Source organism: Undibacterium sp. Ren11W (assembly GCF_049340485.1).
Lineage (GTDB): Bacteria > Pseudomonadota > Gammaproteobacteria > Burkholderiales > Burkholderiaceae_D > Undibacterium.
In genome coordinates this window covers 43,290-69,247 of record NZ_JBMPPB010000013.1, presented here as the reverse complement: position 1 = coordinate 69,247, position 25,958 = coordinate 43,290, and the positions used below count along the sequence as shown (strand labels likewise).

The window sequence follows — 25,958 nt, the reverse complement described above, 5'->3', positions numbered from 1 at the left end:
TGTTAAACCTCACATTAAAAATCTGCAAGCAAGACATTGCTGAATGAGAAAAAGTACTTAAGTTGACTCTAACGATCGCTATATTGGCTATTCAGGCGATAATATCCAGATGTCGGCCTATGCATAATTACAAAATCCGCCTCCCCTTTTTTACCCATAAAGAATTGGAACTACATGGTTTCTTTTGACAGCCCAAGGCTCATTGCCGACATCGGTGGAACTTACGCTCGCTTCGCATTGGAAATCGACAAAGGAAAATTTGAACATATTGCGTCTTTACGCTGTGCTGATTATTCCGACTTTCATTCTGCCATCAGCGCCTATTTAGCGAGCGTAGCTCCGCTACAGGTTGAACATGCGGCAGTGGCGATCGCTAATCCTGTTGATGGTGATCGCGTTAGTATGACCAATTACCATTGGCAATTTTCGATAGAGCAAATGCGCCTGCAGTTGGGTTTTGATACCTTAGTCATCGTCAATGACTTCACCGCGCTAGCGATGGCAGTGCCGCGTTTAGATGCCAGTGATATCCACAAAATTGGTGGTGGAGAGACTCGTAAACAAAGCGTCATTGGCGTCTTGGGGCCAGGAAGTGGTTTGGGTGTTTCTGGTCTGATACCACTACAGGATGGATGGATTTCTCTCGGTTCCGAAGGCGGTCATAGCAGTTTCTCGCCGCGCGATGAACGAGAAATCGCCGTGCTGCAATATGCCTGGAAGTCATTTGATCACGTTTCGTTTGAGCGTCTGCTGTCTGGATCTGGTCTTGAACTGACTTACCGTGCCTTGGCCGATTACCGCGCTGTTCCCAGTAGCGATTTGACGGCACCTGATATTGCAGAGCGCGCACTTAATGGTAGTGATGCGGTCTGTGGTGAGGCTCTGGAAGTTTTCTGTAGTTTGCTAGGAACGGCAGCGGCCAACCTGGCACTTACTTTGGGCGCTTTGGGTGGGATCTATATTGGCGGCGGTATTGTGCCACGCTTAGGGACGTATTTCGATGACTCTCCGTTTCGCGCACGTTTTGAAGAGCGTGGCCGCTTCAGTCAGTATGTCGCGGCTATTCCTACATTCGTCATCACTGCCGAACATGCGACCTTTATCGGTGTTTCTGCGATCTTAGAAGCGCAATTACGCAGCATTAAGGCGACGCCTGGCTCTGCCATACTAGGTCAGATCAGGCGCGCGCGCGCTGAACTGTCACCGGCAGAATTGCGGGTTGCCGAGTACATTTTGGCGCACCCACGTGCCGCGCTGAACGATCCTATCGCCGACATTTCAAAGGCGGCACAGGTCAGTCAGCCTACGGTGATTCGTTTTTGCCGTTCATTAGGCTGCGAAGGTTTGTCTGATTTTAAACTGAGACTGGCCTCAGGCCTGACAGGCACAGTCCCGGTCACGCATACCCAAGTCACGCACGATGATTCGATGTTGGAGTTAGGTGCCAAGGTTTTAGGGAACACTGCTTCCGCGATTTTACAAGTACGTAGCCAGTTGAATCGTGAAATGATCGATAAGGCCATCACCTTGTTGATTCAAGCTGAAAGGGTTGAGTTTTTTGCGGTTGGCCATTACGGCGTGGTGGCGCAAGATGCACAATATAAATTTCTGCGTTTTGGCGTCTCTAGCGGCGCCTACACCGATAGCCGCCTGCAATTGCTGGCAGCGAGTGTATTAAAACCGCGCGATGTTGCGGTGATTATTAGTAGCAGCGGGCGCATGTCTGAACTACTGGACGTGGCGGATAAAGCACGTGAACGCGGTGCCTACATCATCGCGATTACGGCTAGTCAGTCACCTCTGGCGCGCAAAGCCGATGCGGCTTTGATTGTGGATCATGTTGAGGATATTTCTACCCATTTGCCTATGATTAGCCGTATCTTGCATTTACTGGTGATCGATATTCTGGCGGTCGGCGTGGCGATGCAGCGCAATCCTGATAAAGCGCAGGGACTCAATCGCGAGCAAGCCGAATTACTCGATGAAGCAAATCATGGCCTGCGTAAAACTGGCACAAAGGATGATGTGCTTAACCCAAATTCAGGTAGCAGTTCAGCGGCTTCTTTGGCACGTTTAACCTCCCATAGTCGATGACAGATTTTGCGCAGTTAACACAAGAGCTTAAGCTGAAGGGGCGTCAGCTAGGTTTTGCGGATTTGCGCATCACCGATGTCGATCTGGCGCATGTGGAGCCGGGTTTTCAAGCTTGGCTGGCAGCCGGATATCACGGTGAGATGGCGTATATGGCAGCACATGGCAGTAAGCGCTGGCGCCCCGATGAATTAGTGCCCGGGACGATACGGGTAATTTCGGCCCGTATGAATTATTTGCCGGAGTCAGCAGATGCCGATTGGCGCAACGCCGAGCAGAGCCGCGCTGCCGATACTGCTGTGATTTCTGTGTATGCGCGAGGACGTGATTATCACAAGGTGCTGAGGGCAAAATTGCAGTTGTTGGCTGAATATATACAGCAACGAATTGGTGAGTTTGGATATCGCGTGTTTACTGATTCTGCTCCTGTGATGGAAGTAGCATTGGCAGAAAAATCGGGATTAGGGTGGAAGGGTAAGCACACCCTGTTACTGAATCGTGAAGCCGGGTCCATGTTTTTTCTCGGAGAGATTTTGGTAGATATTCCCCTGCCTATCGATCCCCCTATCAGCAAGCATTGCGGCCAATGCAGTGCTTGCATACAGGTCTGTCCTACACAGGCAATTCTGGCACCGTATCAGCTCGATGCCAGGCGCTGCATCTCCTATCTGACGATAGAGCTGCAGGGCTCTATACCGTTGGAGTTACGCGCTTTGATCGGCAATCGTGTGTATGGTTGTGACGACTGCCAATTGTTTTGCCCCTGGAATAAGTTTGCCCAACGCGCAAGTCTGAATGATTTTGAGGTGCGCAATGGACTTGATCATGCCAGCATGATCAGCCTTTTTGCCTGGACTGAAGCCGAATTCATGCGCAAACTAGAAGGCAGTCCAATACGCCGTATCGGACATGAACGCTGGTTGCGAAATCTGGCGGTAGGATTGGGAAACGCTGCTACAAGCTTGCGTGCGGATCCTGAAATTTTGCGCGCCTTGCAAAGCCGAATGGATCATCCATCTGAGCTGGTGCGAGAGCACGTGGAATGGGCCTTGCGGCAACACGATATAGATTGAAATTGAAACTAAGTGACTGGATTAGTTAAAAACACTACAAAAGCAATCCTCTTCACATAAAAAAACAAGGCGGCTCTAGCCGCCTTGTTTTTTACATACAAATAGAATTAAACAGATTTACGACGGCGAGCTGCTGCTAAGCCAGCCATCCCTAAAGCCAACAATGTCAAGGATGCTGGTTCCGGGATTGGCTGGGTGCCGGCAAATGCATCTGACAATTTTGCATAGTCAAAACCATAGAAATCGGCTGACCCATTTCTATCGATGGTGATGATCAGCTCGTGATTACTATTGATAGTATCTAGTACATCTTGTTGCAGATCGAAGAAGCGCACTTTTGTGGACGGATAACCATCGTTGAAGGCCCAATTCTGATCTATGCCGTTAAATTTGACTTTTGCTGCACCGAAGGTCGATGCCTGAAAATCTGCCATGTCAAACCACATGGAGCCTTGTGTCCAACCATTGCTTAGGCCAGTAAAGCTAAAGGTGGCAACAGTACCAGCTTGTGGGCTGTACCCTGGATGGGTGGTGCTATAAGTGTCGGTGTATTGAGCCCCATCGGTTGCCACTTTTTCAGCCGCGCTACGACCATCATAGATAGGGGAAAACGGAGGATGGTTGGCGTTATCCGCGATACCTGCACCGTAACCATCATCGTCACCGATCATCCAGCTTGTGGCAGATGCTGAACTCATAGCGATTGCGAGAGCGCTGAAGGCAAATACTTTACTTAATTTCATAGCATTTCTCCAAATAAAGTTTACTTGTTGAGTCGAAAGTACAGCAATAATTTTTGCTGACGAAAAAAGCAAAGCAAATTACATGCCGTTTTATGGTTTTTTTAACTACAGCCCTTGCAAGTGAAATGTTCGATAAAAATGCTGATATCAAAGAGTTCACTTGTAAAACTGATTGTAAAAAATGTCGACATAAAAAGCTGTCAATGAGAAATGAAGCGTGCGGGAAAACTATTTTTTTCCTTGCAGTGTTGACTTAAGAAAAAATTCCTAATCTGAAACAAAGCTTGATGTTAGGAATTGTTTATTTCCTCACTGCCAACGGAGAATTGTAGTGATTGATGTGCTTTGCAATTGCTTTGGCTATTTCATGAATACCAGTAAACTAAATAAACTCAGCGTATGCGGCGCTATTAAAGCCGTTTGGTCGGGAAAATGCTCTGTGGTCAGCATAAAATACCGAATGAAACTTTATTCGAACTTACGCGAAACCGCGGCGGTTTCGCTATATCCGCATTGCCATACTAAAGTGCTGCATCGGCGGTACGCCTGGCGGGAAGCATTTTTCGTAAGTCGTGCCTGTATTTTTAAGTAACATGCCAGACCTGCTGTTTTCGTCTGGCAATGCGCTTTGCTAGTTAATAGCTTGCCTGGCAAGTGTTAAGGATGACCCAGATCCATGGTCCAATAGGTATGATAACTTGCAGTGCTAGAGCTTACGCATGCCAAGCCTACCTCGGTATAGCTAGCGCTCATGATGTTGCGGCAATGTCCCTCGCTGCTGATCCAGCTTTGCATGGCATCAGCAACTGTGGCTTGGCCCGCCGCAATATTTTCAGCTATGCTGGAACCGGTATAGCCAGCCGCAGCCAGGCGTTGGCCAAAGTTACGGCCATCGAGGCTGGTGTGTGAAAAATAATTTTTGTTTGCCATATCGGCAGAATGACCGGCAGCGGCATCAAATAATTTACTATTCCAGACCAAGGCCGGAGCCGCCGGAAAAGTGGTGTTGCCGCACTGGCGGCTCGTGGCTCTGGCCTGATTGATCAAAGTCATTAACTCTTGCTGAAAATTGGGCAAACTACAGGTCTTTACCGCTTCGAGTGGCATTCCTGGCACGCTAGGTGTGATCACGGGTGTAACAGTCGAGGGCGGTGGCGTAACGGCTGGCGCAACTGCTGCCGTCGTGGCAGATTCATCGCCGCCACCGCATGCATTTAGGGTCAAAGCTAAGGCGAAAACTATCGCAAACTTAAAATAAAACACGAGAAATTCCTTCAATAAATAGATTAAGCGGCAAGTCTGGATGACGAAAAAACCAGAGTGCAAACTCAGATCTTGCGGCGGCAGTGTAAATCATTTCTTTTCCGATTTTTGTAAGCAATCGTAATCTTGCTCAGACTAAGTCTTCATAAGAGCCCGACAGCCTTGCCTAGGTTGACCATTCCATTAAATCGTTTTTTGAAAGTGATGCTATGAGCACTTCTTCTGTCGCCTTCCCAAGTAATACCATTTGTTATGAGCACATGCCTGTTCCCAGTAAGGCGGAGAGCTTAGCCTTGCAGGCTGAGCAGGAAGCTAAGGCCTACAAACTCAAAAGTGAGGCCTCGAAAAGTTTGGACGCTAAGGATCGTCTAAGCATGGCGGGCGTGCAGACTGAGCTAGCAAACGCGCCAAGCCCGGTGGCGAAGGTGAGTGAACTTGGCCAGTTGATCGGTAACTACATCAATATCACGGCCTAATTCGCATCCTTGGTTTTCCGTTCGGCGTTTTAGCCCTCGTTAAGCGAGTGCAGGGCACAGATACCTGGTGTCGCGCGCATTTTTCGTGCGCTCGCGTTTTGTTCTTGCAATGGCAGTGTTCCTACGCTGAAGTAAACATTGAGTCTGCGCGCAACTACCTATATCCTGCCCAACTGGTTTGTATCGCTGGTTTTTTTCGTCTACCAGGAGTTGCGCAATATTGTTCCCCACAGACGTGCCGTCGGTGGCATTACAAAGGTTTTGCGTAATCCTAATTACTTAGAGTTTTATTTTGAACAAACATAATTCCATTCGCATTTGTGCTGCGGCATCCCTGAGCTTATCCACCCTGTTCAGCGCGCCTGTCATTGCGGCAAATAATGTTGATCAGTTGCAAAATCTGAATCAAGTCGAGTTCACTTCTTTGGCCAAGGATATGCTGGCCGCCACCAGTTACAAGGCGGTTGCACCCGGTGCGCCTTTAGGTTTGATCGGTTTCGATCTGGGTGCCGAGTTGTCGGTGACCAAACTAAATCATGCTAGTGTCTGGAGAAAATCTGGCGCGAATATTTCTTCTCTGGCGATGCCTAAGATCCATTTGCACAAGGGGTTGCCTATGAATTTTGATATCGGTGCTTTTCTCGCCGCGACGCCGGATTCGGATATGAAAATCATCGGTGTCGAAGCGCGTTACGCAATTTTGGCGGGTGGTATTGCCGAGCCTGCTGTAGCGATCCGTGCCGCAGCGACCCGCTTGTCGGGCGTGACTCAACTAGATCAAGATACCAAGAGCCTGGAGCTGACAATTTCCAAAGGTTTTTTGGTGTTCACTCCGTATGCCGGTCTGGGTCATGTCTGGAGTAATGCAACACCACATGCTGGCAACTTGCAAAAAGTAGCTCCGTCTGCCAATAAGGTATTTGCTGGCCTCAATACAAATTTGGGCTTAGTCAATATTGCCGGCGAGTTTGATCGCACCGGTGACAGCAATACCTTCAGCGCCAAAGTGGGGTTTCGCTGGTAATACCTAGGATTTAACCATGCCAGCAAGACCGGCAAGCGCTAGAGTTAACAAAGCCCGCAACGAATAGTCGCGGGCTTTGTTATTCTAAGCGCAGTCTTTTTGAACCCGGCAAAAAGGGAATTTCGAAAAAAATCATTTTTTGATATTTTTTTTTACTACTAAGTCATTGATTTTATTAGATCTGATTTTTCGATTTCGAGGTTGTTAGAAATTCCAAAACGCTTTACGCAGTATCCATGCGCCTTCGCAAGCCAAATCGGGCTGCAGGGCACATGGATACTGCGTAATCGATTTCAGATTTTTAGGGACTGGAAAACCGTCACGCTAGCTGATCGATAATGCTATTTGGATTCTGCCGGCAACGCGACCGGCTCTTCCACTACTACCTGATTACGACCACCTTGCTTGGCCATATACATAGCGGTATCGGTGCGCGAGAATAATTCAAGCACCGATTCGCCCGGAATGTATTGCGTCACGCCTATCGATACCGAGACCCGGTGTTGCAAAGCGCCTTGCCACGGAAAATGTTCGATTTGCGCACGGATTCTCTCTGAAGTATTGAGCGCCGGCAGTAAAGAGGTGTCGGGGAAAATCAATAGGAATTCTTCGCCGCCGTAGCGACCAAAGATATCCGATGCGCGTACATTCTCTTGTGCTACCTTGGCAAAGGTTCTCAGAACTTCATCGCCACCCAGATGGCCGACTTCATCGTTGATACGTTTGAAGTGATCCAGATCGATTACCGCCAGACATAAGGGCGAGCCATTTTCATCGGCTAATAGCTTATGTTCTTCTAACGCCACCACCATATAACGACGGTTAAAACAGTCGATTAAGACGTCGCGTTTGGCATCGGCTTGTATGTATTTGATCTTGCGGCTAGCCTTGTTGAGTACTCTATGCAAATGCTGAACTTTGCCAATCAGGAAGATGAAGGCAGGTAAAGACAATAACAACGCTATGAAGTGCATGGCCTCTAGTCTGAGCAGTGCCAGGTTATGCCCTTGCTGGTAGTGCAGACCAATGATCAGGGCTAGCGCGAAAAAAACACCTAGCGCTAATAGTAATAATTGTCCGGTCGAGATTCTATACATGCCATAAGCAATTGCTATAAACGCAAATGGTGTAAAAATGATTTGAGTAGCAGGATCGAGATAAAAAACCACCAACATGCAGATAAAAGCGGTGCTGATAATGGGTAATTTCAGGCGTCTTTCATGAAAATGCAGATTCAGTTTGAGTTGAAAAACAACAAAAAAAACAGCAACCATCGCCGCCAACATACCAAGCAAGGCAAAAACGGTGGATAGTTTTATCAGGTCTACCTGGAAAAGCACGATTGTGGCGAGTAAATGCAGGCCTGTAAGTGACAAGGCGATCATCCATTTTTGCGCAATGCTGCGTTTGGCCGGAGCCCGGCTTAATTTGTGTTTACGCCTTTGATGATTTGGGGTTGTTGCTATAGTGTCATCAAAATCGATCAGGGTATCCGTTAAAGGAAAAATCTCTGTCGCCGGGTTGACCGGTTTGGCTCGTTTAAATAGCATGGATGGAGAGAAATAGAGAAATTTAATACGAATCAATTTGAGTCGTGCATGGTAACACGGCAGTTCTCTGGCGATTAAAACAGTGGCATGTTGTAGATGCTTATCTCGAAACTGTAACTAAATATTGCTATCCGCGCAAAATTATTCTTCAAAATACCTCTGATTGTTGCAAACCCTAGAGTGACATCAAGCTTTGCCAAGGCAAGGAAATTACGTCGTAAATATAAAATTTTCGTGTTGTTCATCTCCTAATTGAAAATAGCTTGAGCCTTGGCGCTGAAACCCCTGTTTCAGGTAGAAATTGATCGCCTTGCTGTTTTTGTGCCAAGTTTTCAGCCAGAATTGCGGTATGCCACCGGTCGCAGAGATGTGAGCTTTGCATGCTCGTAATAAAGCCGGGCCTAAACCGAGTCCAGCGAAATGTGCTTGCACATACAAGGTTTTCAATTCATTACTTAGCTCAGGTCGAGTCGGGCAGGTCGATCCCAGTTGTAGTACAGCATACGCAAGTAAATGCGCATTATGTTGTACCACCAGGATAATTTTGGTGGGATTGGCGATTAATGTGGCTATGGATGCCGGAGAGAAGTTGGCAAAGACGAAGTCAGAAATTTCTTCTCTTATCCCTTCTGTCGCGTAGGTGTGTAGCCAGACCTGCATGCCTAAGGCAGCGATATTGCCGGCGTCGCTTGCGACGGCCAGTCGTATGGTGTAATCAGGTGGCATGTTTGGCGTGGCAATCATCAATGTGTAAAGCCTTAATTTACCTGAAACGGACACCAGGACGTAGCAAATAGTCGCAAAAATGGCCTGACTAAGTTCCCAATTGCCCGCTTGCGCTATATAATCGCGCTACTTAATCGGGAGAGCGCAGCTGCAAAGTTGCCGCCGAAGGGGCTAACACCCGACAAACTCTCAGGCAAAAGGACCGATTAAGGGGGTATTCATGCCCCAAACTCTGGAGAGCGGTAGCGGCCAATAAAGTGTCGAACTATCCACCGAAGGTGCGCACGGAGCGTGTTTTGTTCCGTAATCTCTCAGGTATCAGGACAGAGGGGTCTGCGATTTTTCGCATGCAAGGATGTAAAGCTTAGCTTTGCATGGTTTGCGTGTATTTTTTCGTCCCTTTTAATCTGGTAATGAGGCTCTCATGACGCAAGCTCTTAAAGTAACTCCCCTGAACGCCGCACATCGTGCCGCTGGTGCCAAGATGGTAGATTTTGGCGGCTGGGATATGCCTGTCAATTACGGTTCACAAATCGAAGAACATCATGCCGTGCGCAGCGATTGCGGAATGTTTGATGTCTCGCACATGTGTGTGGTTGATTTGCGTGGCGAAAATGTACGCGGCTTTTTGCGCGGTCTGGTTGCCAATAACGTCGATAAACTCCAAGTCTCTGGTAAAGCACTGTACTCCTGCATGCTGAAACCTGAAGGCACCGTCATCGACGATCTGATTATCTATTTCTTCAATGAAAACTGGTTTCGCCTGGTGGTCAATGCTGGTACGGCCGAAAAAGACGTCGCCTGGATGAACGCACATAATACGGCGACTAATGCCGGTATTTCTATTACGCAACGTCGTGACGGCGCGCATGCTTATGGCTTGATCGCAGTTCAGGGCCCGAATGCGCGCGCCAAAGCCTGGGAAGTTTTACCAGAAACTCAGGCTGCTAGTGCCGAAATTAAACCGTTTAACGCCGTCATCGTTGATCAGACTTCTTTTGGTGAAGTCATGGTAGCGCGCACTGGTTACACCGGTGAAGACGGTTTCGAGATCGCGGTTGCCGCCGATAAAATACATGCTCTATGGGATGCTCTGGTCGCCGTCGGCGTTAAGCCTGCTGGTCTCGGTGCCCGTGATACCCTACGTCTGGAAGCCGGTATGAATCTGTACGGCCAGGATATGGATGAAAGCGTCAATCCGCTTAATGCCGGTCTGGCATGGACCATCGATTTGGTCAGCGAACGCGACTTCGTCGGCAAAGCCGCATTACAAACACAAGGACAAACTGAGCAATTTCTGGGTTTGATCTTACGTGAAAAAGGCGGCATCTTGCGGGCTCACCAAAAAGTGATTTGCGCTCAAGGCGAGGGTGAAATCACCAGCGGTACTTTTAGCCCGACGATGCAGCAAGCGATCGCTCTGGCACGCTTGCCGCTGGGTGTGGCGATCGGCGATACCGTGCAGGTCGTGATTCGCGATAAACAATTAGCTGCCACCGTAGTGAAGTTGCCGTTTGTGCGTAACGGTAAAATTTTAGTCGCCTGAAGCTGTCATTAAGCTGTATTGAAAAATCATAATTTATTCATCTTTTATTTTCGGAGTCCACCATGAACATCCCAGCAGAACTGAAATACACTTCCTCCCACGAATGGGTACGCGTAGAAGCTGATGGCACACTCGCTGTCGGTATCACTGAATTTGCACAAGACGCTTTGGGCGACATCGTATTTGTTGACTTGCCAAAAGTTGGTCAGGCTCTGACCGCAGGTAAAGATTGCGCCGTGATTGAATCGGTCAAAGCGGCCGGCGATATTTATGCGCCAGTGACAGGCGAAGTGGTCGCGGTTAACGACGCCGTGGTCGATGCGCCAGAATCAGTCAACGCCGATGCTTTCAGCGCATGGCTATTTAAAATCAAGCCAGCGAATGCGGCTGATGTCGACGCTTTGATGAGCGCCGAAGACTACGCTAAAAACATCGGTTAATTTGGCGGCTATGACAGCGCAGACCCTCGGTTTGCGCTGATCCAGAACGCAGCTTCGCCAGAATTATCTCTATTCGCATCCTATTCTTTCCCTATACCATGACCCAGCCCAGCCTCTCACAACTTGAAGCACAAGATGCTTTTATCGCCCGTCATATCGGCCCTTCAGAATCCGAGCAAGCAGCGATGCTGGCGACACTGGGTTATGCAAGCCGCAGCGCATTGATGGATGCGATTGTTCCCGCAAATATTCGTCGTCATGACGTACTGCCATTAGGCCAGTTTACCGAAGCGAAATCAGAGCAAGCCGCGCTGACAGAATTAAAAGCACTTGCTGGCAAAAACCGCGTGCTCAAATCGCTGATAGGCCAGGGTTATTCGAATGCCTTGACGCCCGGCGTTATCCTGCGCAATATTTTTGAAAACCCGGCCTGGTACACGGCGTACACGCCTTACCAGCCAGAGATTTCTCAAGGCCGTCTGGAAGCAATTTTGAACTTCCAGCAAATGATTACCGACATGACAGGCATGGATATCGCGAATGCGTCCATGCTCGATGAAGGTACTGCAGCTGCAGAGGCGATGACGCTGATTATGCGTGTTGGTAAATCCAATTCCAAAGTGTTTTACGTGGCCGATGATGTACTGCCGCAAACCCGTGAAATTATCGAAACCCGCGCCAAGCCGCTCGGTATCGAGGTACGTAGCTGCAGCGGTCAGGAAGCTCTGGAAAATGAATGTTTCGGCGTATTGCTGCAATACCCGGGCGTGAATGGCGATGTGCGCGACTACCGCGAATACGCGGCTGCGATGCATGCCAAAGGCGCGATGGTGATCGCTGCCGCTGATTTGCTGGCGCTGACTTTGATTACGCCGCCGGGCGAATGGGGCGCTGACGTTGTGATCGGTAACAGCCAGCGTTTTGGCGTTCCGTTGGGTTTTGGTGGCCCGCACGCTGGTTACATGTCTACCCGTGATGCCTTCAAACGTAATATGCCAGGCCGTCTGGTCGGCATCACTATCGATGCACAAGGCAATCAAGCTTACCGTCTGGCTTTGCAAACGCGTGAACAACATATCCGCCGCGAAAAAGCGACCTCGAATATCTGCACCGCGCAAGTTTTGCTGGCAGTGATGGCATCTATGTATGCTGTCTATCACGGCCCAGTCGGCTTGCGTCAGATCGCTCAGCGCGTGCACCGTTATACGGCCATACTGGCGACTGGTCTGAGCCAACTCGGCTACCAGACTGCCAATACCACCTATTTTGATACTTTGACAGTGAACGTAGTCGATGCGGCTGCGGTGCATGCTGCAGCGCTTGCAGCCGGTATCAATCTGCGTCAAATCAGTACTACGCAAGTTGGCGTTTCTCTTGATGAAACCATTACCCGCGACGATGTTGTGAACCTGTGGACGATTTTTTCTGCTGGTAAAGCTAGTCCGGATTTCAATGCGATCAATGCAGCTGTCGAAGCTGCTGCCAGTACCGCCTTGCCAACATCAGTATTGCGCACCAGTACTTACTTGACGCATCCAACTTTTAATCGCTATCACGCAGAACACGAAATGTTGCGTTACCTGCGTAGCCTGGCAGATAAAGATCTAGCGCTGGATCGCACCATGATACCGCTGGGTTCATGCACAATGAAGCTCAACGCCACTAGTGAAATGATTCCTGTCACATGGCCTGAGTTTTCGAATATTCATCCTTTCGCACCGAACGATCAGACCGTCGGCTATCGCGAAATGATAGATCAACTGGAAGCCATGTTATGTGCCGCGACTGGTTATGCGGCCGTGTCCTTGCAGCCGAATGCCGGTTCTCAAGGCGAGTACGCCGGTCTGCTGGTAATCCAGGCTTATCATGCCTCACGTGGCGAAGCGCATCGCAATATCTGTCTGATTCCATCCTCGGCGCACGGCACTAATCCGGCATCGGCCAGTATGGTCGGTCTGGAAGTGGTCGTGGTCGCTTGCGATGGTAACGGTAACGTCGATCTGGTCGATCTGATCGCCAAAGCAGAAAAACACAGCGCCAATTTAGCCGCTTGTATGGTCACTTATCCATCGACCCACGGTGTGTTTGAAGTGGGCATTCAACAACTGTGTGAAATCGTGCATAAGCATGGCGGTCAAGTGTATGTTGACGGCGCCAATATGAATGCGCTGGTCGGTGTCGCTGCTCCAGGTAGTTTCGGTGGCGATGTCAGCCATCTGAACTTGCACAAAACTTTCTGTATTCCTCACGGTGGTGGCGGTCCTGGCGTTGGTCCGGTAGCAGTCGGCGCGCATCTGGCGCAGTTTTTACCAAATCAAAAGTCGACTGGTTACCAGCGTGGCGAAAATGGCATCAGCGCCGTCAGCGCGGCGCCTTTCGGTTCTGCCAGTATCTTGCCTATCTCATGGATGTATATCGCCATGATGGGTGCTGAAGGTTTGAAGGCCGCCACAGAGACCGCAATTTTGGCGGCTAACTATATCGCCAAGCGTTTGGCACCGCATTACCCGGTACTGTATTCGGGTCATGATGGTCTGGTCGCGCATGAGTGCATTTTGGATCTGCGTCCTTTGACCGATGCCACCGGCATCAGCAATGAAGACGTGGCCAAGCGTCTGATCGACTTCGGTTTCCATGCGCCGACCATGAGCTTCCCGGTTCCTGGTACCTTGATGATAGAACCGACTGAAAGCGAATCACAAGCTGAGCTCGATAGATTCATTGACGCCATGATCGCCATTCGTGAAGAAATCGCCAAAGTCGCTTCCGGTGAATTTGATCACGATGACAATCCGCTTAAACATGCGCCGCATACTGCCGAAGTAATGGTAGCGGATGAGTGGACCCATAAGTACAGCCGTCAGGTAGCTGCGTATCCGGTCGCGTCTTTGCGTAAGCAGAAATATTGGGCACCAGTCGGGCGCGCTGATAATGTCTATGGTGACCGCAATCTGTTTTGCTCTTGCGCCCCAGTGGCTGATTACGAATAAGCTATGCTGTCAATAAAAAAGCGGGTAGTGCGCAAGCACTACCCGCTTTTTTTATCTGTAAAAATTACTCTCTGTGAAACTCTATCTGATGCGGTGCTGGCACCGGCCAACCGGCTTCCGCGCAGGCATTGGCAATCGCCTTATTGGTGTCGAAATACACTTGCCAGTAGTCCTTGTTATTGCAGAAAGGGCGCACTCCCAAGACGGTGCCGGCAGCATTAAATTCTAAGATTTCTATGGAAGGTTCAGCCGCACTAGAGAGATTGGCGACCTTAGCGACATGGGTTTTCAGGAGAGCGATCGCTTCCTGCGGATTGACGCCGTTGGCGATCTGGCATTTCAGGTCGACGCGACGGTAAGGATTGGTGGTGTAGTTGATGATGTTGTCGGAAAACAGCTTACCGTTACCTACATGGACGCAGACATTGTCGCCGGTGGTCAGCGTGGTCGAAAACAAACCTATTTCCGACACCGCACCGGTTTGGCCGGCGGCGCAAATCGCATCACCGACTTTAAACGGACGCAGTATCACCAGAAAAATTCCGGCCGCAAAATTTGAGAGTAAGCCCGACCAGGCCATACCGATGGCAACGCCACCGGCCGCGATCAGAGCCGCGAACGAGGTAGTCTGAATGCCGCAGACTTCCAGAATGATCATGACCAAGGCGATGCGCAGGGCGACTCTTACGGTGGACTCGCCATATTGCGCTAAGGTAGGTTCTATTTTTTGTATGCTCATCGCTTTGCGCGATAATTTGGCAATCATATTGATGAGCATGCCACCTATGATCCAGACCGCGATTGCCATCAGAATTTTTAGTCCAAATGGTACTAAATAAGTATTAATGAGTAACTCAATGTTGATGTCGGACATGGTTATTTCCCTACGAAATATATTGAAATAACAATGTCACTTACTCAAAATAATATGTCAATAAAAACTATGTTAAATGAATCAAAGATGTGGGACCAATTCTTCATCTGGATATCGATCTGAGTTTCTATTTATGAGTAATCATTACCACTCTAAAGAAATGATTTGCAGTGTAAAAAAATAGCTTTATTGATGATAAGTTTCCTCGTGGAATTTAATTGCGATATAAAAAGTAAAAATTTGTGAAAACGGCGCCTTGTTTCACAAACGCAAGCGTTTGAAATCGCAAAATAACACAACGATCAAGTACTATGCGGGAGGAAAAATTGAACGCCGTTTTTTTTGAGCCCCTAACAAGAGATCAAGCACCATATGAAAATTTGTATCAAATTACTAGCCGCCACAGTCGCCCTTACCGCTGTTGTTAACGCAAACGCGAGCAACATCGTTATTGAAACGGGATTCTCCAATGCTGCCGCCCAAACTAGCGCAAATGCCTATAAAGCCGTCGTCGATGCAGCAGTGATGGGTGTGAATCCTGGCTACGGTACAAAAACTGTCGATAGCTATGATGCTCTGTCCAATCATGTCTTGTTTGGTTCTAGCCAAAATATCGCTTTCAAATCGACAGTGACGTTTGGTGTGACTAGTGGTAATGCAGGTAATTGGTCGTTTCGTGCAGGTGTGGATTTCGGCAACGGTGGTGCCGTTTTCCTAGATGGAAAAGAAGTCGCATTCAAGAGTAATGACATGTGGTGGTCTGGCAATTACAGCAATCCTTCACAGTTTTTTCAATTCTCATCCAACATCAGTGCCGGAAACCATACCCTCAATGTGTATGGACTGGAAGGCTGCTGCGATGGAAATCAACAAGTGCAATTCAATGCGGGCTCTGGATTTAAGAGTTTTGACAAGAGCACTTTGACGCCAGTGCCAGAACCAGAAACTTACGCGATGCTGCTGGCAGGTTTGGGTTTGTTAGGTTTTATTAGTCGCCGCAAACATCTTCGTAACAAGGGCGAAGCTTGATATGGCCTGGGTGACAAGCTAGTCGCCCTACCATTTTAGTTACTTGGTAGTTTTAAAGAGCCCGTTTGCCGGGCTTTTTGTTTTTCTGGAAGTAGTTTGTCTTGATATGCAGTGCATACCAACGGCAGGCAATACGATATTAATTTATCGAACCTTCGTCCATGGCGGCGGTCAAAACTGGCTTGATCCATTCCTGCGGACTATCCATGACTTCTTATCATTTCACTCGACGCACTATTTTGCTGACGATGGCCGCGCTGCCTTTTGCTGTGGCGCATGCCGCAAGCGCGCAGCAAGCGTCTGCCGCAGCGTCAAGCTTAGCGCGAAAAAAATTGCGGGCGCTGGAACAAAGTTTTAATGGGCAGCTAGGCCTGTTCGCCATCAATACCGCAAATGGAATGAGCTTAGGGCTGCGTGAAAGCGAACGTTTTCCACTTTGTAGCACCTTCAAAATGATGCTGGCGGCCGCCGTGCTGGATAAAAGCAGACAGTCTGCAGGTCTTCTGGAGCAAGTTATCACTTACACAGAAAAGGATTTGCTCGATTACTCTCCGGTCACAGAGCAACACCTGGCAGACGGCATGACGGTGGCGCAGTTGTGTGCTGCCACCGTTAATCTGAGCGACAATGCCGCGGCAAATTTATTGATGAAGTTACTCGGTGGTCCGGCCGGTGTGACCGCATTTGCACGCTCTATCGGTGATCAAAACTTTCTGCTTGATCGCTGGGAACCCGATCTCAATAGCGCTATCCCCGGTGATCTTCGCGATACCACAACACCTGAGGCGATGGCAGTGAGCTTGCAGCGCCTGACCCTGGGTGATGCCCTGCCAAAAGCCGAGCGTGAGCAATTGCAAACCTGGCTACGTGCCACCACGACCGGCGCCAGCAGGATTAAAGCTGGTTTACCGGCAGACTGGCAAAGCGGTGACAAGACCGGGACTGGATCTTACGGAACGGCGCACGATATTGCGGTCATCTGGCCACCGAATCGCGCCCCTGTGGTGCTGGCTATTTATACTAAACAGCATAAAAAGAATGCCAAGGGCCGCAGCGATATCGTCGCCGCTGCCGCCAAAATAGTCAGTGAATGGTTAGTTCAAGCTGGCTAAATATGCACCCGCGCCAACGCGCAATATCCATGCGGCTTGCCGGCCAGGCAGGCTGGAAACCCGCATGGATATTGCGCAGTGGGCATGGCATCGTAGGATAAATGTGATCGCTTTATGCCAGCTCACGCCATAATATTTACACCACCGTCGACGTAGACGGTGCTACCTGTCAGCCGGCGGGCATAGGGCGTTGCCAGAAAGGCGCAGGTGAAGCCGACGTCCATGATGTCCACCTGTTCGCCTAGCGGCGCGCGTTGTACCGCCTCATTGAGCAATAAGTCGAAGTCTTTCAGTCCCGATGCTGCCCGGGTTTTAAGGGGGCCTGGCGAGATAGGATGAACCCGTATGCCTTGTCGCCCAAGTTCGTAAGCGAGGTAACGACATGATGCTTCTAGTGCCGCTTTTACCGGACCCATCACGTTGTAATTTGGTGCCACCTCGTTGGCTCCGTGGTAACTCATGGCGAACATGCTGCCGCCTTCGGACATCAGAGGCGCGGCCAGTTTTGCCATACGGATGAAAGAATGGCAGGATATATCCATTGCTTGGGCAAAGCCCTCAGCAGAGCAGTTGAGCAATCCGCCTTGCAAGTCTGCTTTAGGGGCGAAGGCGATCGAGTGCACCAGAATATCGAGCCGTCCCCATTTTTTCTCTATCTCTGCAAATAATGCTTCAAGCTGACCGGGCTGGCTGACATCGAGCGGCATGAAGATCGTCGTCTGCAGATCTTGCGCCAGGGGTGCGACAAAGGGCTTAGACTTGTCGTTAATATAGGTGATGGCGAGATCCGCACCGAGCTCGTGAAACGCCTTGGCGCAACCGTAAGCGATAGAATGCTCGTTAGCGATACCGACCACCAGTGCCTTTTTTCCTTGAAGCAGTGGCGGAGCGGGAGGGAGGGTTTTATCAAGGCTCATGGTATTGATCTTTTGGTTAAATGCTATTGAGTATGCTCAGTGTGTGGCGGGCGATCATCAATTCTTCATTGGTGGGAATTACCCAGGCCGCAACCTTACTGTTGTTTGTGCTGATGCATGGGCCATCGGCATTATTGGCGAGCGGATCGAGTTCTACCCCTAGCCAGGCGGCGGCTTTGCAGATCCGTTCGCGAATAAGGGCAGCGCGCTCGCCTATTCCCGCGGTAAATACCAGGGCATCGAGTCCGCCCATGGCAGCGGCGAGTGAACCGAGTTCGCGCGTGATGCGGTAGACGAATAACTCAACCGCGAACTTTGCTTTCGGATCGTCAGATTCAAGCAGGGTGCGCATGTCACTCGATATTCCGGAGACGCCGAGTAATCCAGACTGCTGATACAAGAGTTTTTCAATCGCACGGGCATCCATCTTTAACTCATCCATCAGATACAGCACCACGCCTGGGTCTAAATTGCCACAGCGGGTACCCATAGGCAGGCCGTCAAGGGCAGTAAACCCCATGGTGCTGGCAACGCTGACTCCTCCTTGGATCGCACACATACTGGCACCGTTGCCTAGATGCAGAACCACGCAACGGCCTTGGGCTGCGCGTCTGTCGTAATCTGGTAAAACAGAGGCAATGTACTCGTAAGACAGACCATGAAAACCGTAGCGCTTAATACCTTGCTGAGTAATCTCAGCGGGTAGCGCAAAGCTCTGTGCGACTGCAGGCTGAGCATGATGGAAAGCAGTGTCAAAACAGGCCACTTGCAGCAGTTCTGGACGGTTCTCGAGTAGAACGCGTATCGGCGTCAGGTTGTGCGGTTGGTGCAGTGGCGCCAAGGGTATTAACTGCGCCAAATCCTTAACAATTGGCGCGTTCAGACGCACCGGTTCGACGTAAGCTACACCCCCATGTACCACTCTGTGGCCAACTGCGACCAATTGATGTTCGCTAAGATGCTCATGCAGAAAACCTGCCAGATGAGCGATGCCACCGTCGTGACCCAAGGTCTCGCCTGGGCTCCAAAGTTTTTCAGCAAGTAGAGTGCCGGTCGCATTCTTGGCTTTGAACTTGGGCGCGGTATATAAACCCTCGAGTTGCCCGGTTAGTAGCAGATCGAGTGCGACATCTTGCTCCAGAAACACCGAGAACTTGATACTCGACGATCCTGCATTGAGAACCAGTAGGGCCTTACTCATAAATTTTGCGCTTTACTGAAGTTTGCTGTTTTTACTTTGGCGACTAAGGCCGCCATAAATTGAGCGTCGAAGTTTACTCGTTGCAGTTCGACCTTTGTCTTTTCTTCGCTATTTTGATTGCGAAGGTGGCGTAGTGCGTCCCAGCACAATCGGCCGTCTTGCATGCGCCGGTCCTTTCTATGGCTATACTCAGGCATCATCGCGTTAGTCTGTTTCATCGCCTTATTGCCGAAAGTTGTGAACATTTCGATTTCCTTTAATTATTTCCTGCCAGTTCAGCGTTTCAGTACTGCGCGGCCGTTGTATTCATGTGGCCATATTTGTTCGACTAGCTACTACGCGGGAAAAGTGTAGCATTTTCTTGTTGTGACGATTGATCGCAGACCGAGGGGGCGATAGCGATAGTAGATTGTTTTTTTATTTTGAAGCACATCCACATGCGTGCCTTGATGTGAGTCAAATATCTTAATTTACTTAGTGTGGTAAGCCTATAAAAAATATGTGTCACGCTTGTGACAGCGACGCTTTTGTCCGAAAAAAGCTTAGCGCGTAAAGCGGCTGCGCGTAAGGTCAGAGCGGAGTGGTAATCGCCATGTCGTTACAATTTTCTCTGGCTTTTTTTAATTTCGGCCTGGCCCAGAGCGCATATCCCATGCGGGCTGCAGCCCTGACTGGCTGGAAACCCGCATGGGATATGCGCTCCGGGCTTGCCATTTTTTTGTTTTTTTTGGCCGATATCGTGACCACACTCAATTTTCATGTAGTCCGCGCTTGTTCTTTGTGGGTTTCTGCCTATATCCTGTTTGCTCTGATTTATTTTTGCTGGAGTTCTTATGTGGCCCTATCCGAAAGTTATTGCTCATCGTGGCGGTGGTACGCTGGCGCCCGAAAACACCATTGCGGCCATACAATGCGGCCTCGATTTTGGTTATCGTGCGGTTGAGTTCGACGTGATGCTGTCTATGGATGGAGTGCCGGTGCTGATGCACGACCCGCTATTTGGACGTACCGTGCGTAGTTGCGCTGACGGTGACGGCGTCGCCAGCACCAAGGCGGACGACTTGCTGGAAATGGATGCCGGTAGCTGGTACTCAGAATCCTTCATCGGTGAGCAAGTGCCGAGTTATCAGCAGGTAGTCCGGTTTTGCCAGCAGCATGATATCTGGATGAATGTAGAGATCAAGCCGGTGCCGGGTTACGAGGTGCAAACCGGACGAGTTGTGGCGCAATTCACGCAAGACTTGTTTTTGCCGACTGCACGTGCGCCGTTGATTTCGTCGTTTTCATTTGAGGCTTTGGCCAGCGCGCAACAACAGGCTCCTGAGATCGCACGTGGTCTTTTGTTCGATCAGATTCCGGCTGATTGGCTGAGCCGTTTGCAAGAACTCGATGCCGTGGCTTTGCACTGCAATCACAAGCACTTAACCGAGGCAATGACGCAACAGATCAAGCAGGCTGGTTATGGCCTGCTGTGCTACACGGTGAATACACCGGAACGGGCGCTGGAAATCCGTAGCTGGGGTGTGGATGCGTTTTGCACTGACAAGATTAATCTGATAGCGGCGAATTTTTAAATCGATATCAAAAATTTTGAGCAGACTGGAGTAATCCACACGAAAACGCTTTGATTCATGGTTTGCGGTGGGATTTGCTTTTGTGGCAGCAAAATGCAGGAAGTTATCACGTATAATCAGCAGCTAAATCCACTATTTGCACGGCTTTTGCCCTAAAAAACACTTATGAACTCGTCCGAAATCCGCGATAAATTTCTTAAATTTTTTGAATCCAAGGGACATCACATCGTCCGCTCATCGAGTCTGATTCCAGGCAACGATCCCACTTTGTTATTTACCAACTCAGGTATGGTGCAGTTCAAAGACGTGTTTTTGGGCCAGGATAATCGTGCCTATAGCCGCGCCACTACGTCGCAACGCTGCGTGCGCGCTGGCGGCAAACATAATGATCTGGAAAACGTCGGTTACACCGCACGTCACCACACTTTTTTTGAAATGTTGGGTAACTTTTCGTTTGGCGATTACTTCAAGCGTGACGCCATCCATTTCGCGTGGGAATTGCTGACCGTCGTCTATGGTTTGCCAAAAGACAAGCTAACCGTCACCGTGTATCAGGAAGATGACGAGGCCTACGCGATCTGGCAAAACGAAATCGGTGTGCCGGTAGAGCGCATCATCCGCATCGGCGACAACAAAGGCGCACGTTACGCCTCGGATAATTTCTGGCAAATGGCCGACACTGGCCCTTGCGGTCCGTGTAGCGAAATTTTTTACGATCACGGTGCCGATATCTGGGGCGGTCCGCCGGGATCTCCTGATGAAAACGGTGACCGTTTCATCGAAATCTGGAACCTGGTGTTCATGCAGTTTAATAAGGATGAGCAGGGTGTTTTACATCCTTTGCCTAAGCCTTGCGTCGATACCGGTATGGGGCTGGAGCGGATTGCGGCAGTCTTGCAGCATGTGCATTCCAACTACGAAATCGATATTTTTCAAAGCCTGATCAAGGCCGCCGCGCGCGAAACTGCCTGTGCTGACCTCGGGAATAATTCGCTCAAAGTGATCGCCGATCATATACGCTGCGCTAGTTTCCTGATCGTGGACGGTATTATTCCTGGCAATGAAGGCCGCGCCTATGTGCTGCGCCGGATTACCCGCCGCGCTTTGCGTCATGGCCATAAATTGGGACAGAGCAAACCGTTTTTCTATAAGCTGGTGGCCGATCTGGTGCAGGAAATGGGCACTGCCTATCCTGAATTAGCAGAAGCTGGTGAACGTGTGGCCCAGGTCTTGAAGCAAGAGGAAGAGCGCTTCGGTGAAACCCTGGAAAATGGGATGAAAATACTCGAAGCCGCGCTCGCCAAAGACAGTAAAAATCTGGATGGAAATACAGCCTTTACCTTGTACGATACTTTTGGTTTTCCTCTCGATTTGACTGCCGATATCTGCCGCGAACGCAATGTGGCACTGGATGAAGCAGGTTTTGATGCTGCCATGGCGCATCAGAAGCAGACGGCAAGAGCTGCGGGTAAATTCAAGATGGCGGCGGCGATAGAATATACCGGCGAAAAGACTAAGTTCGTCGGTTACGAACGACTCAATCACGAAAGTAAAGTCATCGCCCTGTATATCGATGGCAGCCCGGTGCAGAAAATCAGCGCCGGTCAGCAGGCGATTGTGGTGTTGGATGTTACGCCTTTTTATGCTGAGTCAGGCGGACAATGCGGCGATTCCGGGGTCTTGCAAACCAGCGACTATGTCTTGTTTGAGGTAGCTGATACGCAAAAAATCCAGGCCGATGTGTTTGGTCATCATGGCGTCTTAAGTCTGGGCGTGATTGAAATCGGTCAAGGCATTACTGCGCAGGTGGCCACGGATGTGCGTGCGCAAACCGTGCGCAATCACTCGGCCACCCATTTGATGCACAAGGCTTTGCGTGAAGTGTTGGGTGCACATGTGGCGCAAAAAGGTTCTTTGGTTGATTTCGATAAAACCCGTTTCGACTTTAGCCATAATGCGGCCATGAGTAATGATGAGATCCGCCAGGTTGAGTTGATCGTGAATCGTGAGATTTTGGCCAACGTGGCAGCCCAGGCGCAAGTCATGTCGTTTGACGATGCCGTCAAACATGGCGCGATGGCCTTGTTCGGCGAAAAATATGGCGATGAAGTACGCGTCCTCGATATTGGCAGCTCACGTGAATTGTGCGGTGGTACTCACGTTACACGCACGGGTGATATCGGACTGTTTAAAATCGTCGCTGAAGGTGGTATCGCTGCCGGCATACGTCGGGTCGAGGCGGTCACTGGTGAAGTTGCTCTGAGTCTGATGCAAAATCTGGATCGCAGCGTCAAAGAGGCTGCCGCAGTACTGAAGGCGCAACCTGAAGACCTGACTACCCGCATCCTGCAATCACTGGACAGCATGAAGTCGCTGGAAAAAGAAGTGACGGCCTTGAAGTCGAAGCTGGCTGCTAATCAGGGTGATGCTCTGGTGGCGCGTGCGCTTGACATCAAAGGCGTTAAAGTGCTGGCGGCGAGCCTCGATGATGTGGACGGCACCGCGTTGCGCGATACTGTACTGCGTCTAAAAGACCAACTGAAGAGTGCCGTGATCGTGCTGGCCTCGGTGCAAGACGGTAAGGTCAGTTTGGTTGCCGGTGTCAGCGCCGACTGTACTTCCAAAGTCAAAGCCGGTGACTTGGTCAATTTTGTCGCCCAGCAGGTCGGCGGCAAAGGCGGCGGTCGCCCGGATATGGCGCAGGCAGGCGGTACCGATCCTAGTAATTTGTCAAAAGCCTTGGGTGATGTTGCAGATTGGCTGACCCAAAGGTTGTAACCTTTTCTAGCGAGTGCCTATGATTTTCATTCGTCGTGCTGAATTGTCCGATGCTGCCCAAATACAGAGAGTGTATGCAAGCAGCAATACCTTAGCCGGGACTTTGCAACTGCCCTATCCTAGTGTGGAGATGTGGCAAGAGCGCTTGCGGCAAATGGACCCCAACGACATTTTGCTCATTGCCATGTATGACGGGGTAGTGGTTGGAACCGGCGGTTTGCAATCGGAGAAAAAAATTCGGCGCCGTCATGTCGCCAGTATAGGCATGGGAGTTGCTGACTCATTCACTGGTCGCGGTGTGGGTTCTGCCTTGCTGACCGAATTACTGAACCTGGCTGATAATTGGCATAATCTTGCGCGTCTGGAGTTGACGGTGTTCTGTGATAATGCCGCTGCGCTCCATCTGTACGGCAAGTTTGGCTTTGAGATCGAAGGTAAACATCGCGCTTACGCCTTACGTAATGGTGCGTTTGTCGATGCTTATGCGATGGCGCGTTTTCATCCGCGTCCCCCGGTTATCCCGGAGAGCGGCCTGTGAGCGATTGCGTGCATGAACTTAAGTTTTGTCCGGTGTGTGCTGTCGCATTAATACAACGCAAAGATGAGCAAGAGGCAGGCAAACTTCGACTCGCTTGCCCGGAAGGCCATTGGACGCATTGGGATAATCCCCTACCTGTGCTCGCTGTTCTAGTCGAAATCGACGGCAAAATTCTGCTGGCCCGCAATGCTGCATGGCCGGAAAAAAACTTCGCTCTCATCACTGGTTTCATGGAGCGCGACGAAACTCCGGAGCAGGGTATAGCGCGGGAATTAAAAGAAGAAACCAATCTGGACGCTGAGAAAATATCTTTGATCGGTGTCTATGAGTTTATGCGCAAAAATGAACTGATCATCGCTTATCACGTAATCGCGACCGGTGAGATTCGCTTGTCCGAAGAGTTGCTGGAATATCGTTTAATCGCGCCAGAGAACCTGCGCCCCTGGAATGCCGGCACCGGTCACGCGATGGCCGACTGGATGCGCGCTCGCGGCCTGCAGCCAATTTATTCGGAATGGCTAAATTCTTAGCCTTAAATTGCTCCTGAGTCACTAAAATAGTGCATATGCGTTGTTAATGCCACATGTGAGCACTATAAATTTGTTGCAATGCACCATCCAAGTGATTTTTTCCGGTAGAATCGGTCTTAAGTTGTTTTCCGAAGTTGTTTTATTCTATTTTTCTTACTACTGGAAAAATCATGCAATTCAATAAAGAGTTGGACGCACGCGGTCTTAATTGTCCTCTTCCTATTTTAAAAACGAAGAAGGCGCTGGCTGATATGATCACAGGCGAAGTATTGCGTGTGGTCGCCACAGATCCTGGTTCGGTTCGTGACTTCAAAGCATTCTCAAAACAAACAGGGAATGAGCTGTTGTCGCATTTGGAAAATAGTAAAGAATACGAATATTTTATTAAGCGTAAATAAAATATTGATGTTAGCTGTGAGTTAAATTAAGTTTAAGACGAATGTGAGTAATCTTAGACTGCGTAAATAAAGCCCTCAAGAATACTTGCAGGGCTTTTTTTATGAAGGGGGGGGATATTTTTCACCTTGAAAGGTGTTTTAATCCGGTATTAGGCAACGCACTCTACTATCAATATAGCACTAAACGAACGAGCGTGCTAAATTATGCGACTAGAGTCTAAATTCGTTTTATAATTGATTGAGTTAACGTTTACGTCAATTAGTAGTTTTAGCAATATCTGTAGCACACTCATCATTTCTGTTTAAATAATAGCTCAATAAAGGCCTAACTATGAAAGTCTTGGTTCCAGTCAAACGTGTGGTCGACTATAACGTCAAAGTCCGCGTGAAATCCGATGGTTCAGGTGTTGATATCGCCAACGTTAAAATGTCGATGAATCCTTTCGATGAAATCGCTATCGAAGAATCCATGCGCCTGAAAGAGGCTGGTGTGGTGACCGAGGTAGTTGCAGTTTCATGCGGCGTTGCACAATGCCAGGAAACTTTGCGTACTGCAATGGCAATTGGTGCTGATCGCGGTATTCTGGTCGAAACCGATGTTGAGTTGCAGCCACTTGCTGTAGCGAAATTACTCAAGGCATTAGCTGATAAAGAACAGCCTCAATTGATCATACTCGGTAAGCAAGCGATTGATGATGATTGCAATCAAACCGGCCAGATGCTGGCAGCCTTGCTAGGTTGGCCGCAAGCGACGTTTGCCTCTAAGGTGAGTATTGTCGATGGTAAGGCTATCGTTACTCGCGAAGTTGACGGCGGTTTAGAAACCTTAAGTTTGACGCTGCCGGCAATTATCACTACCGATCTGCGTTTGAATGAACCACGTTATGTGACTTTACCTAACATCATGAAGGCTAAGAAAAAGCAATTGGATAACGTCAAGCCAGCAGACTTGGGTGTCGACGTGACTTCACGCGTTAAGACTTTAAAAGTGGTTGAACCTGCCAAGCGTTCGGCCGGTATTAAAGTGCCTGACGTCGCAACTCTGGTTGCCAAGTTACGCAATGAAGCCAAAGTTATCGCTTAAT

The 25,958-nt window shown here is 49.5% G+C and carries 23 protein-coding genes and 2 riboswitches; of the genes, 15 read left to right on the top strand and 8 right to left on the bottom strand.

The annotated features are described in order from the left end of the window. Positions 1-174 precede the first annotated feature (174 nt). A complete protein-coding gene (locus ACO0K8_RS21240; RefSeq protein ID WP_422948653.1) occupies positions 175-2,094 on the top strand; it encodes a glucokinase in 1,920 nt (639 codons plus the stop codon). After that, positions 2,091-3,164, top strand: a complete 1,074-nt coding sequence (queG, locus tag ACO0K8_RS21235; RefSeq protein ID WP_422948652.1) for a tRNA epoxyqueuosine(34) reductase QueG — start codon at positions 2,091-2,093, stop codon at positions 3,162-3,164. The genes ACO0K8_RS21240 and queG overlap by 4 nt, the downstream gene beginning before the upstream one ends. Before the next feature lie 107 nt (positions 3,165-3,271). Here the strand turns inward: queG and ACO0K8_RS21230 are convergent, their stop codons facing one another. Next, positions 3,272-3,907 (bottom strand): PEP-CTERM sorting domain-containing protein, encoded by a 636-nt coding sequence (locus ACO0K8_RS21230; protein WP_422948651.1) that lies wholly within the window; start codon positions 3,905-3,907, stop codon positions 3,272-3,274. A 657-nt stretch (positions 3,908-4,564) separates the two neighbouring features. Then, positions 4,565-5,170, bottom strand: a complete 606-nt coding sequence (locus ACO0K8_RS21225) for a CAP domain-containing protein (RefSeq protein ID WP_422948650.1) — start codon at positions 5,168-5,170, stop codon at positions 4,565-4,567. 209 nt (positions 5,171-5,379) lie between these two features. On the opposite strand from ACO0K8_RS21225, the gene ACO0K8_RS21220 reads away from it, so the two are divergent. Next, the gene (locus ACO0K8_RS21220; RefSeq protein WP_422948649.1) at positions 5,380-5,646 is read left to right on the top strand and encodes a hypothetical protein; all 267 of its coding nucleotides are present in this window, start codon (positions 5,380-5,382) and stop codon (positions 5,644-5,646) included. 292 nt (positions 5,647-5,938) lie between these two features. After that, positions 5,939-6,670: a hypothetical protein gene (locus tag ACO0K8_RS21215; protein ID WP_422948648.1), complete on the top strand. Its 732-nt coding sequence runs from the start codon at positions 5,939-5,941 to the stop codon at positions 6,668-6,670. A gap of 341 nt (positions 6,671-7,011) precedes the next feature. Here ACO0K8_RS21215 and ACO0K8_RS21210 read toward each other — a convergent pair whose 3' ends face one another. Both ACO0K8_RS21210 and ACO0K8_RS21205 read right to left on the bottom strand, forming a co-directional pair. Then, the gene (locus ACO0K8_RS21210) at positions 7,012-8,220 is read right to left on the bottom strand and encodes a diguanylate cyclase (protein WP_422948647.1); all 1,209 of its coding nucleotides are present in this window, start codon (positions 8,218-8,220) and stop codon (positions 7,012-7,014) included. A gap of 210 nt (positions 8,221-8,430) precedes the next feature. Beyond that, entirely contained in the window at positions 8,431-8,964 is a 534-nt protein-coding gene (locus ACO0K8_RS21205; RefSeq protein ID WP_422948675.1) for a GNAT family N-acetyltransferase, read from the bottom strand. Positions 8,965-9,071: 107 nt separating this feature from the next. Beyond that, a riboswitch (glycine riboswitch) is annotated at positions 9,072-9,161 on the top strand. Positions 9,162-9,168: 7 nt separating this feature from the next. After that, positions 9,169-9,283, top strand: a riboswitch (glycine riboswitch). An 87-nt stretch (positions 9,284-9,370) separates the two neighbouring features. On the opposite strand from ACO0K8_RS21205, the gene gcvT reads away from it, so the two are divergent. From gcvT to gcvP, 3 genes are all read left to right on the top strand, one after another. Continuing rightward, positions 9,371-10,492, top strand: a complete 1,122-nt coding sequence (gcvT, locus tag ACO0K8_RS21200) for a glycine cleavage system aminomethyltransferase GcvT (protein WP_422948646.1) — start codon at positions 9,371-9,373, stop codon at positions 10,490-10,492. Positions 10,493-10,554: 62 nt separating this feature from the next. Then, complete coding sequence (gene gcvH, locus ACO0K8_RS21195) at positions 10,555-10,932, top strand: glycine cleavage system protein GcvH (protein ID WP_422948645.1); 378 nt, start codon at positions 10,555-10,557, stop codon at positions 10,930-10,932. A gap of 98 nt (positions 10,933-11,030) precedes the next feature. Continuing rightward, positions 11,031-13,922: an aminomethyl-transferring glycine dehydrogenase gene (gene gcvP / locus ACO0K8_RS21190; protein WP_422948644.1), complete on the top strand. Its 2,892-nt coding sequence runs from the start codon at positions 11,031-11,033 to the stop codon at positions 13,920-13,922. Between the two features lie 64 nt (positions 13,923-13,986). Here the strand turns inward: gcvP and ACO0K8_RS21185 are convergent, their stop codons facing one another. Next, positions 13,987-14,796, bottom strand: a complete 810-nt coding sequence (locus ACO0K8_RS21185) for a mechanosensitive ion channel family protein (protein ID WP_422948643.1) — start codon at positions 14,794-14,796, stop codon at positions 13,987-13,989. A gap of 372 nt (positions 14,797-15,168) precedes the next feature. On the opposite strand from ACO0K8_RS21185, the gene ACO0K8_RS21180 reads away from it, so the two are divergent. Together ACO0K8_RS21180 and bla are read left to right on the top strand one after the other, a co-directional pair. Beyond that, positions 15,169-15,825, top strand: a complete 657-nt coding sequence (locus ACO0K8_RS21180; protein WP_422948642.1) for a CCXG family PEP-CTERM protein — start codon at positions 15,169-15,171, stop codon at positions 15,823-15,825. A 206-nt stretch (positions 15,826-16,031) separates the two neighbouring features. After that, entirely contained in the window at positions 16,032-16,937 is a 906-nt protein-coding gene (gene bla / locus ACO0K8_RS21175) for a class A beta-lactamase (protein WP_422948641.1), read from the top strand. Positions 16,938-17,059: 122 nt separating this feature from the next. On the opposite strand, the gene fabI is transcribed toward bla, so the two are convergent. Genes fabI through ACO0K8_RS21160 form a run of 3 tightly spaced genes read right to left on the bottom strand, consistent with a single transcriptional unit; the run spans position 17,060 to position 19,300 of the window. Next, positions 17,060-17,854 (bottom strand): enoyl-ACP reductase FabI, encoded by a 795-nt coding sequence (fabI, locus tag ACO0K8_RS21170; RefSeq protein ID WP_422948640.1) that lies wholly within the window; start codon positions 17,852-17,854, stop codon positions 17,060-17,062. 16 nt (positions 17,855-17,870) lie between these two features. Beyond that, positions 17,871-19,055: an acetate/propionate family kinase gene (locus tag ACO0K8_RS21165; RefSeq protein WP_422948638.1), complete on the bottom strand. Its 1,185-nt coding sequence runs from the start codon at positions 19,053-19,055 to the stop codon at positions 17,871-17,873. Further along, complete coding sequence (locus tag ACO0K8_RS21160; RefSeq protein WP_422948637.1) at positions 19,052-19,300, bottom strand: hypothetical protein; 249 nt, start codon at positions 19,298-19,300, stop codon at positions 19,052-19,054. Before ACO0K8_RS21160 ends, ACO0K8_RS21165 begins: the two co-directional genes overlap by 4 nt. Positions 19,301-19,888: 588 nt before the next feature. Here ACO0K8_RS21160 and ugpQ point away from each other — a divergent pair. From ugpQ to ACO0K8_RS21130, 6 genes are all read left to right on the top strand, one after another. Beyond that, positions 19,889-20,629 (top strand): glycerophosphodiester phosphodiesterase, encoded by a 741-nt coding sequence (gene ugpQ / locus ACO0K8_RS21155; protein ID WP_422948636.1) that lies wholly within the window; start codon positions 19,889-19,891, stop codon positions 20,627-20,629. A 165-nt stretch (positions 20,630-20,794) separates the two neighbouring features. Further along, positions 20,795-23,407, top strand: a complete 2,613-nt coding sequence (alaS, locus tag ACO0K8_RS21150) for an alanine--tRNA ligase (RefSeq protein WP_422948635.1) — start codon at positions 20,795-20,797, stop codon at positions 23,405-23,407. Positions 23,408-23,426: 19 nt separating this feature from the next. Further along, entirely contained in the window at positions 23,427-23,945 is a 519-nt protein-coding gene (locus ACO0K8_RS21145; RefSeq protein WP_422948634.1) for a GNAT family N-acetyltransferase, read from the top strand. An 8-nt stretch (positions 23,946-23,953) separates the two neighbouring features. Beyond that, entirely contained in the window at positions 23,954-24,475 is a 522-nt protein-coding gene (locus ACO0K8_RS21140; protein WP_422948674.1) for an NUDIX domain-containing protein, read from the top strand. Between the two features lie 170 nt (positions 24,476-24,645). Then, the gene (locus ACO0K8_RS21135) at positions 24,646-24,873 is read left to right on the top strand and encodes a sulfurtransferase TusA family protein (RefSeq protein ID WP_126128619.1); all 228 of its coding nucleotides are present in this window, start codon (positions 24,646-24,648) and stop codon (positions 24,871-24,873) included. A gap of 331 nt (positions 24,874-25,204) precedes the next feature. Further along, positions 25,205-25,957 (top strand): electron transfer flavoprotein subunit beta/FixA family protein, encoded by a 753-nt coding sequence (locus tag ACO0K8_RS21130; RefSeq protein WP_422948633.1) that lies wholly within the window; start codon positions 25,205-25,207, stop codon positions 25,955-25,957. The last annotated feature ends 1 nt before the right edge of the window (position 25,958 follow it).

Excerpts from the sequence above, each read along its gene's own strand:
- ACO0K8_RS21160 (WP_422948637.1), bottom strand. The coding sequence starts at position 19,300 with ATGTTCACAACTTTCGGCAATAAGGCGATGAAACAGACTAACGCGATG.
- ACO0K8_RS21145 (WP_422948634.1), top strand. The coding sequence starts at position 23,427 with ATGATTTTCATTCGTCGTGCTGAATTGTCCGATGCTGCCCAAATACAG.
- fabI (WP_422948640.1), bottom strand. The coding sequence starts at position 17,854 with ATGAGCCTTGATAAAACCCTCCCTCCCGCTCCGCCACTGCTTCAAGGA.
- ACO0K8_RS21210 (WP_422948647.1), bottom strand. The coding sequence starts at position 8,220 with ATGCTATTTAAACGAGCCAAACCGGTCAACCCGGCGACAGAGATTTTT.
- ACO0K8_RS21240 (WP_422948653.1), top strand. The coding sequence starts at position 175 with ATGGTTTCTTTTGACAGCCCAAGGCTCATTGCCGACATCGGTGGAACT.
- alaS (WP_422948635.1), top strand. The coding sequence starts at position 20,795 with ATGAACTCGTCCGAAATCCGCGATAAATTTCTTAAATTTTTTGAATCC.
- gcvT (WP_422948646.1), top strand. The coding sequence starts at position 9,371 with ATGACGCAAGCTCTTAAAGTAACTCCCCTGAACGCCGCACATCGTGCC.
- ACO0K8_RS21165 (WP_422948638.1), bottom strand. The coding sequence starts at position 19,055 with ATGAGTAAGGCCCTACTGGTTCTCAATGCAGGATCGTCGAGTATCAAG.
- ACO0K8_RS21130 (WP_422948633.1), top strand. The coding sequence starts at position 25,205 with ATGAAAGTCTTGGTTCCAGTCAAACGTGTGGTCGACTATAACGTCAAA.
- gcvP (WP_422948644.1), top strand. The coding sequence starts at position 11,031 with ATGACCCAGCCCAGCCTCTCACAACTTGAAGCACAAGATGCTTTTATC.
- ACO0K8_RS21185 (WP_422948643.1), bottom strand. The coding sequence starts at position 14,796 with ATGTCCGACATCAACATTGAGTTACTCATTAATACTTATTTAGTACCA.
- ugpQ (WP_422948636.1), top strand. The coding sequence starts at position 19,889 with ATGTGGCCCTATCCGAAAGTTATTGCTCATCGTGGCGGTGGTACGCTG.
- ACO0K8_RS21205 (WP_422948675.1), bottom strand. The coding sequence starts at position 8,964 with ATGATTGCCACGCCAAACATGCCACCTGATTACACCATACGACTGGCC.
- ACO0K8_RS21220 (WP_422948649.1), top strand. The coding sequence starts at position 5,380 with ATGAGCACTTCTTCTGTCGCCTTCCCAAGTAATACCATTTGTTATGAG.
- ACO0K8_RS21180 (WP_422948642.1), top strand. The coding sequence starts at position 15,169 with ATGAAAATTTGTATCAAATTACTAGCCGCCACAGTCGCCCTTACCGCT.
- gcvH (WP_422948645.1), top strand. The coding sequence starts at position 10,555 with ATGAACATCCCAGCAGAACTGAAATACACTTCCTCCCACGAATGGGTA.
- queG (WP_422948652.1), top strand. The coding sequence starts at position 2,091 with ATGACAGATTTTGCGCAGTTAACACAAGAGCTTAAGCTGAAGGGGCGT.
- bla (WP_422948641.1), top strand. The coding sequence starts at position 16,032 with ATGACTTCTTATCATTTCACTCGACGCACTATTTTGCTGACGATGGCC.
- ACO0K8_RS21230 (WP_422948651.1), bottom strand. The coding sequence starts at position 3,907 with ATGAAATTAAGTAAAGTATTTGCCTTCAGCGCTCTCGCAATCGCTATG.
- ACO0K8_RS21135 (WP_126128619.1), top strand. The coding sequence starts at position 24,646 with ATGCAATTCAATAAAGAGTTGGACGCACGCGGTCTTAATTGTCCTCTT.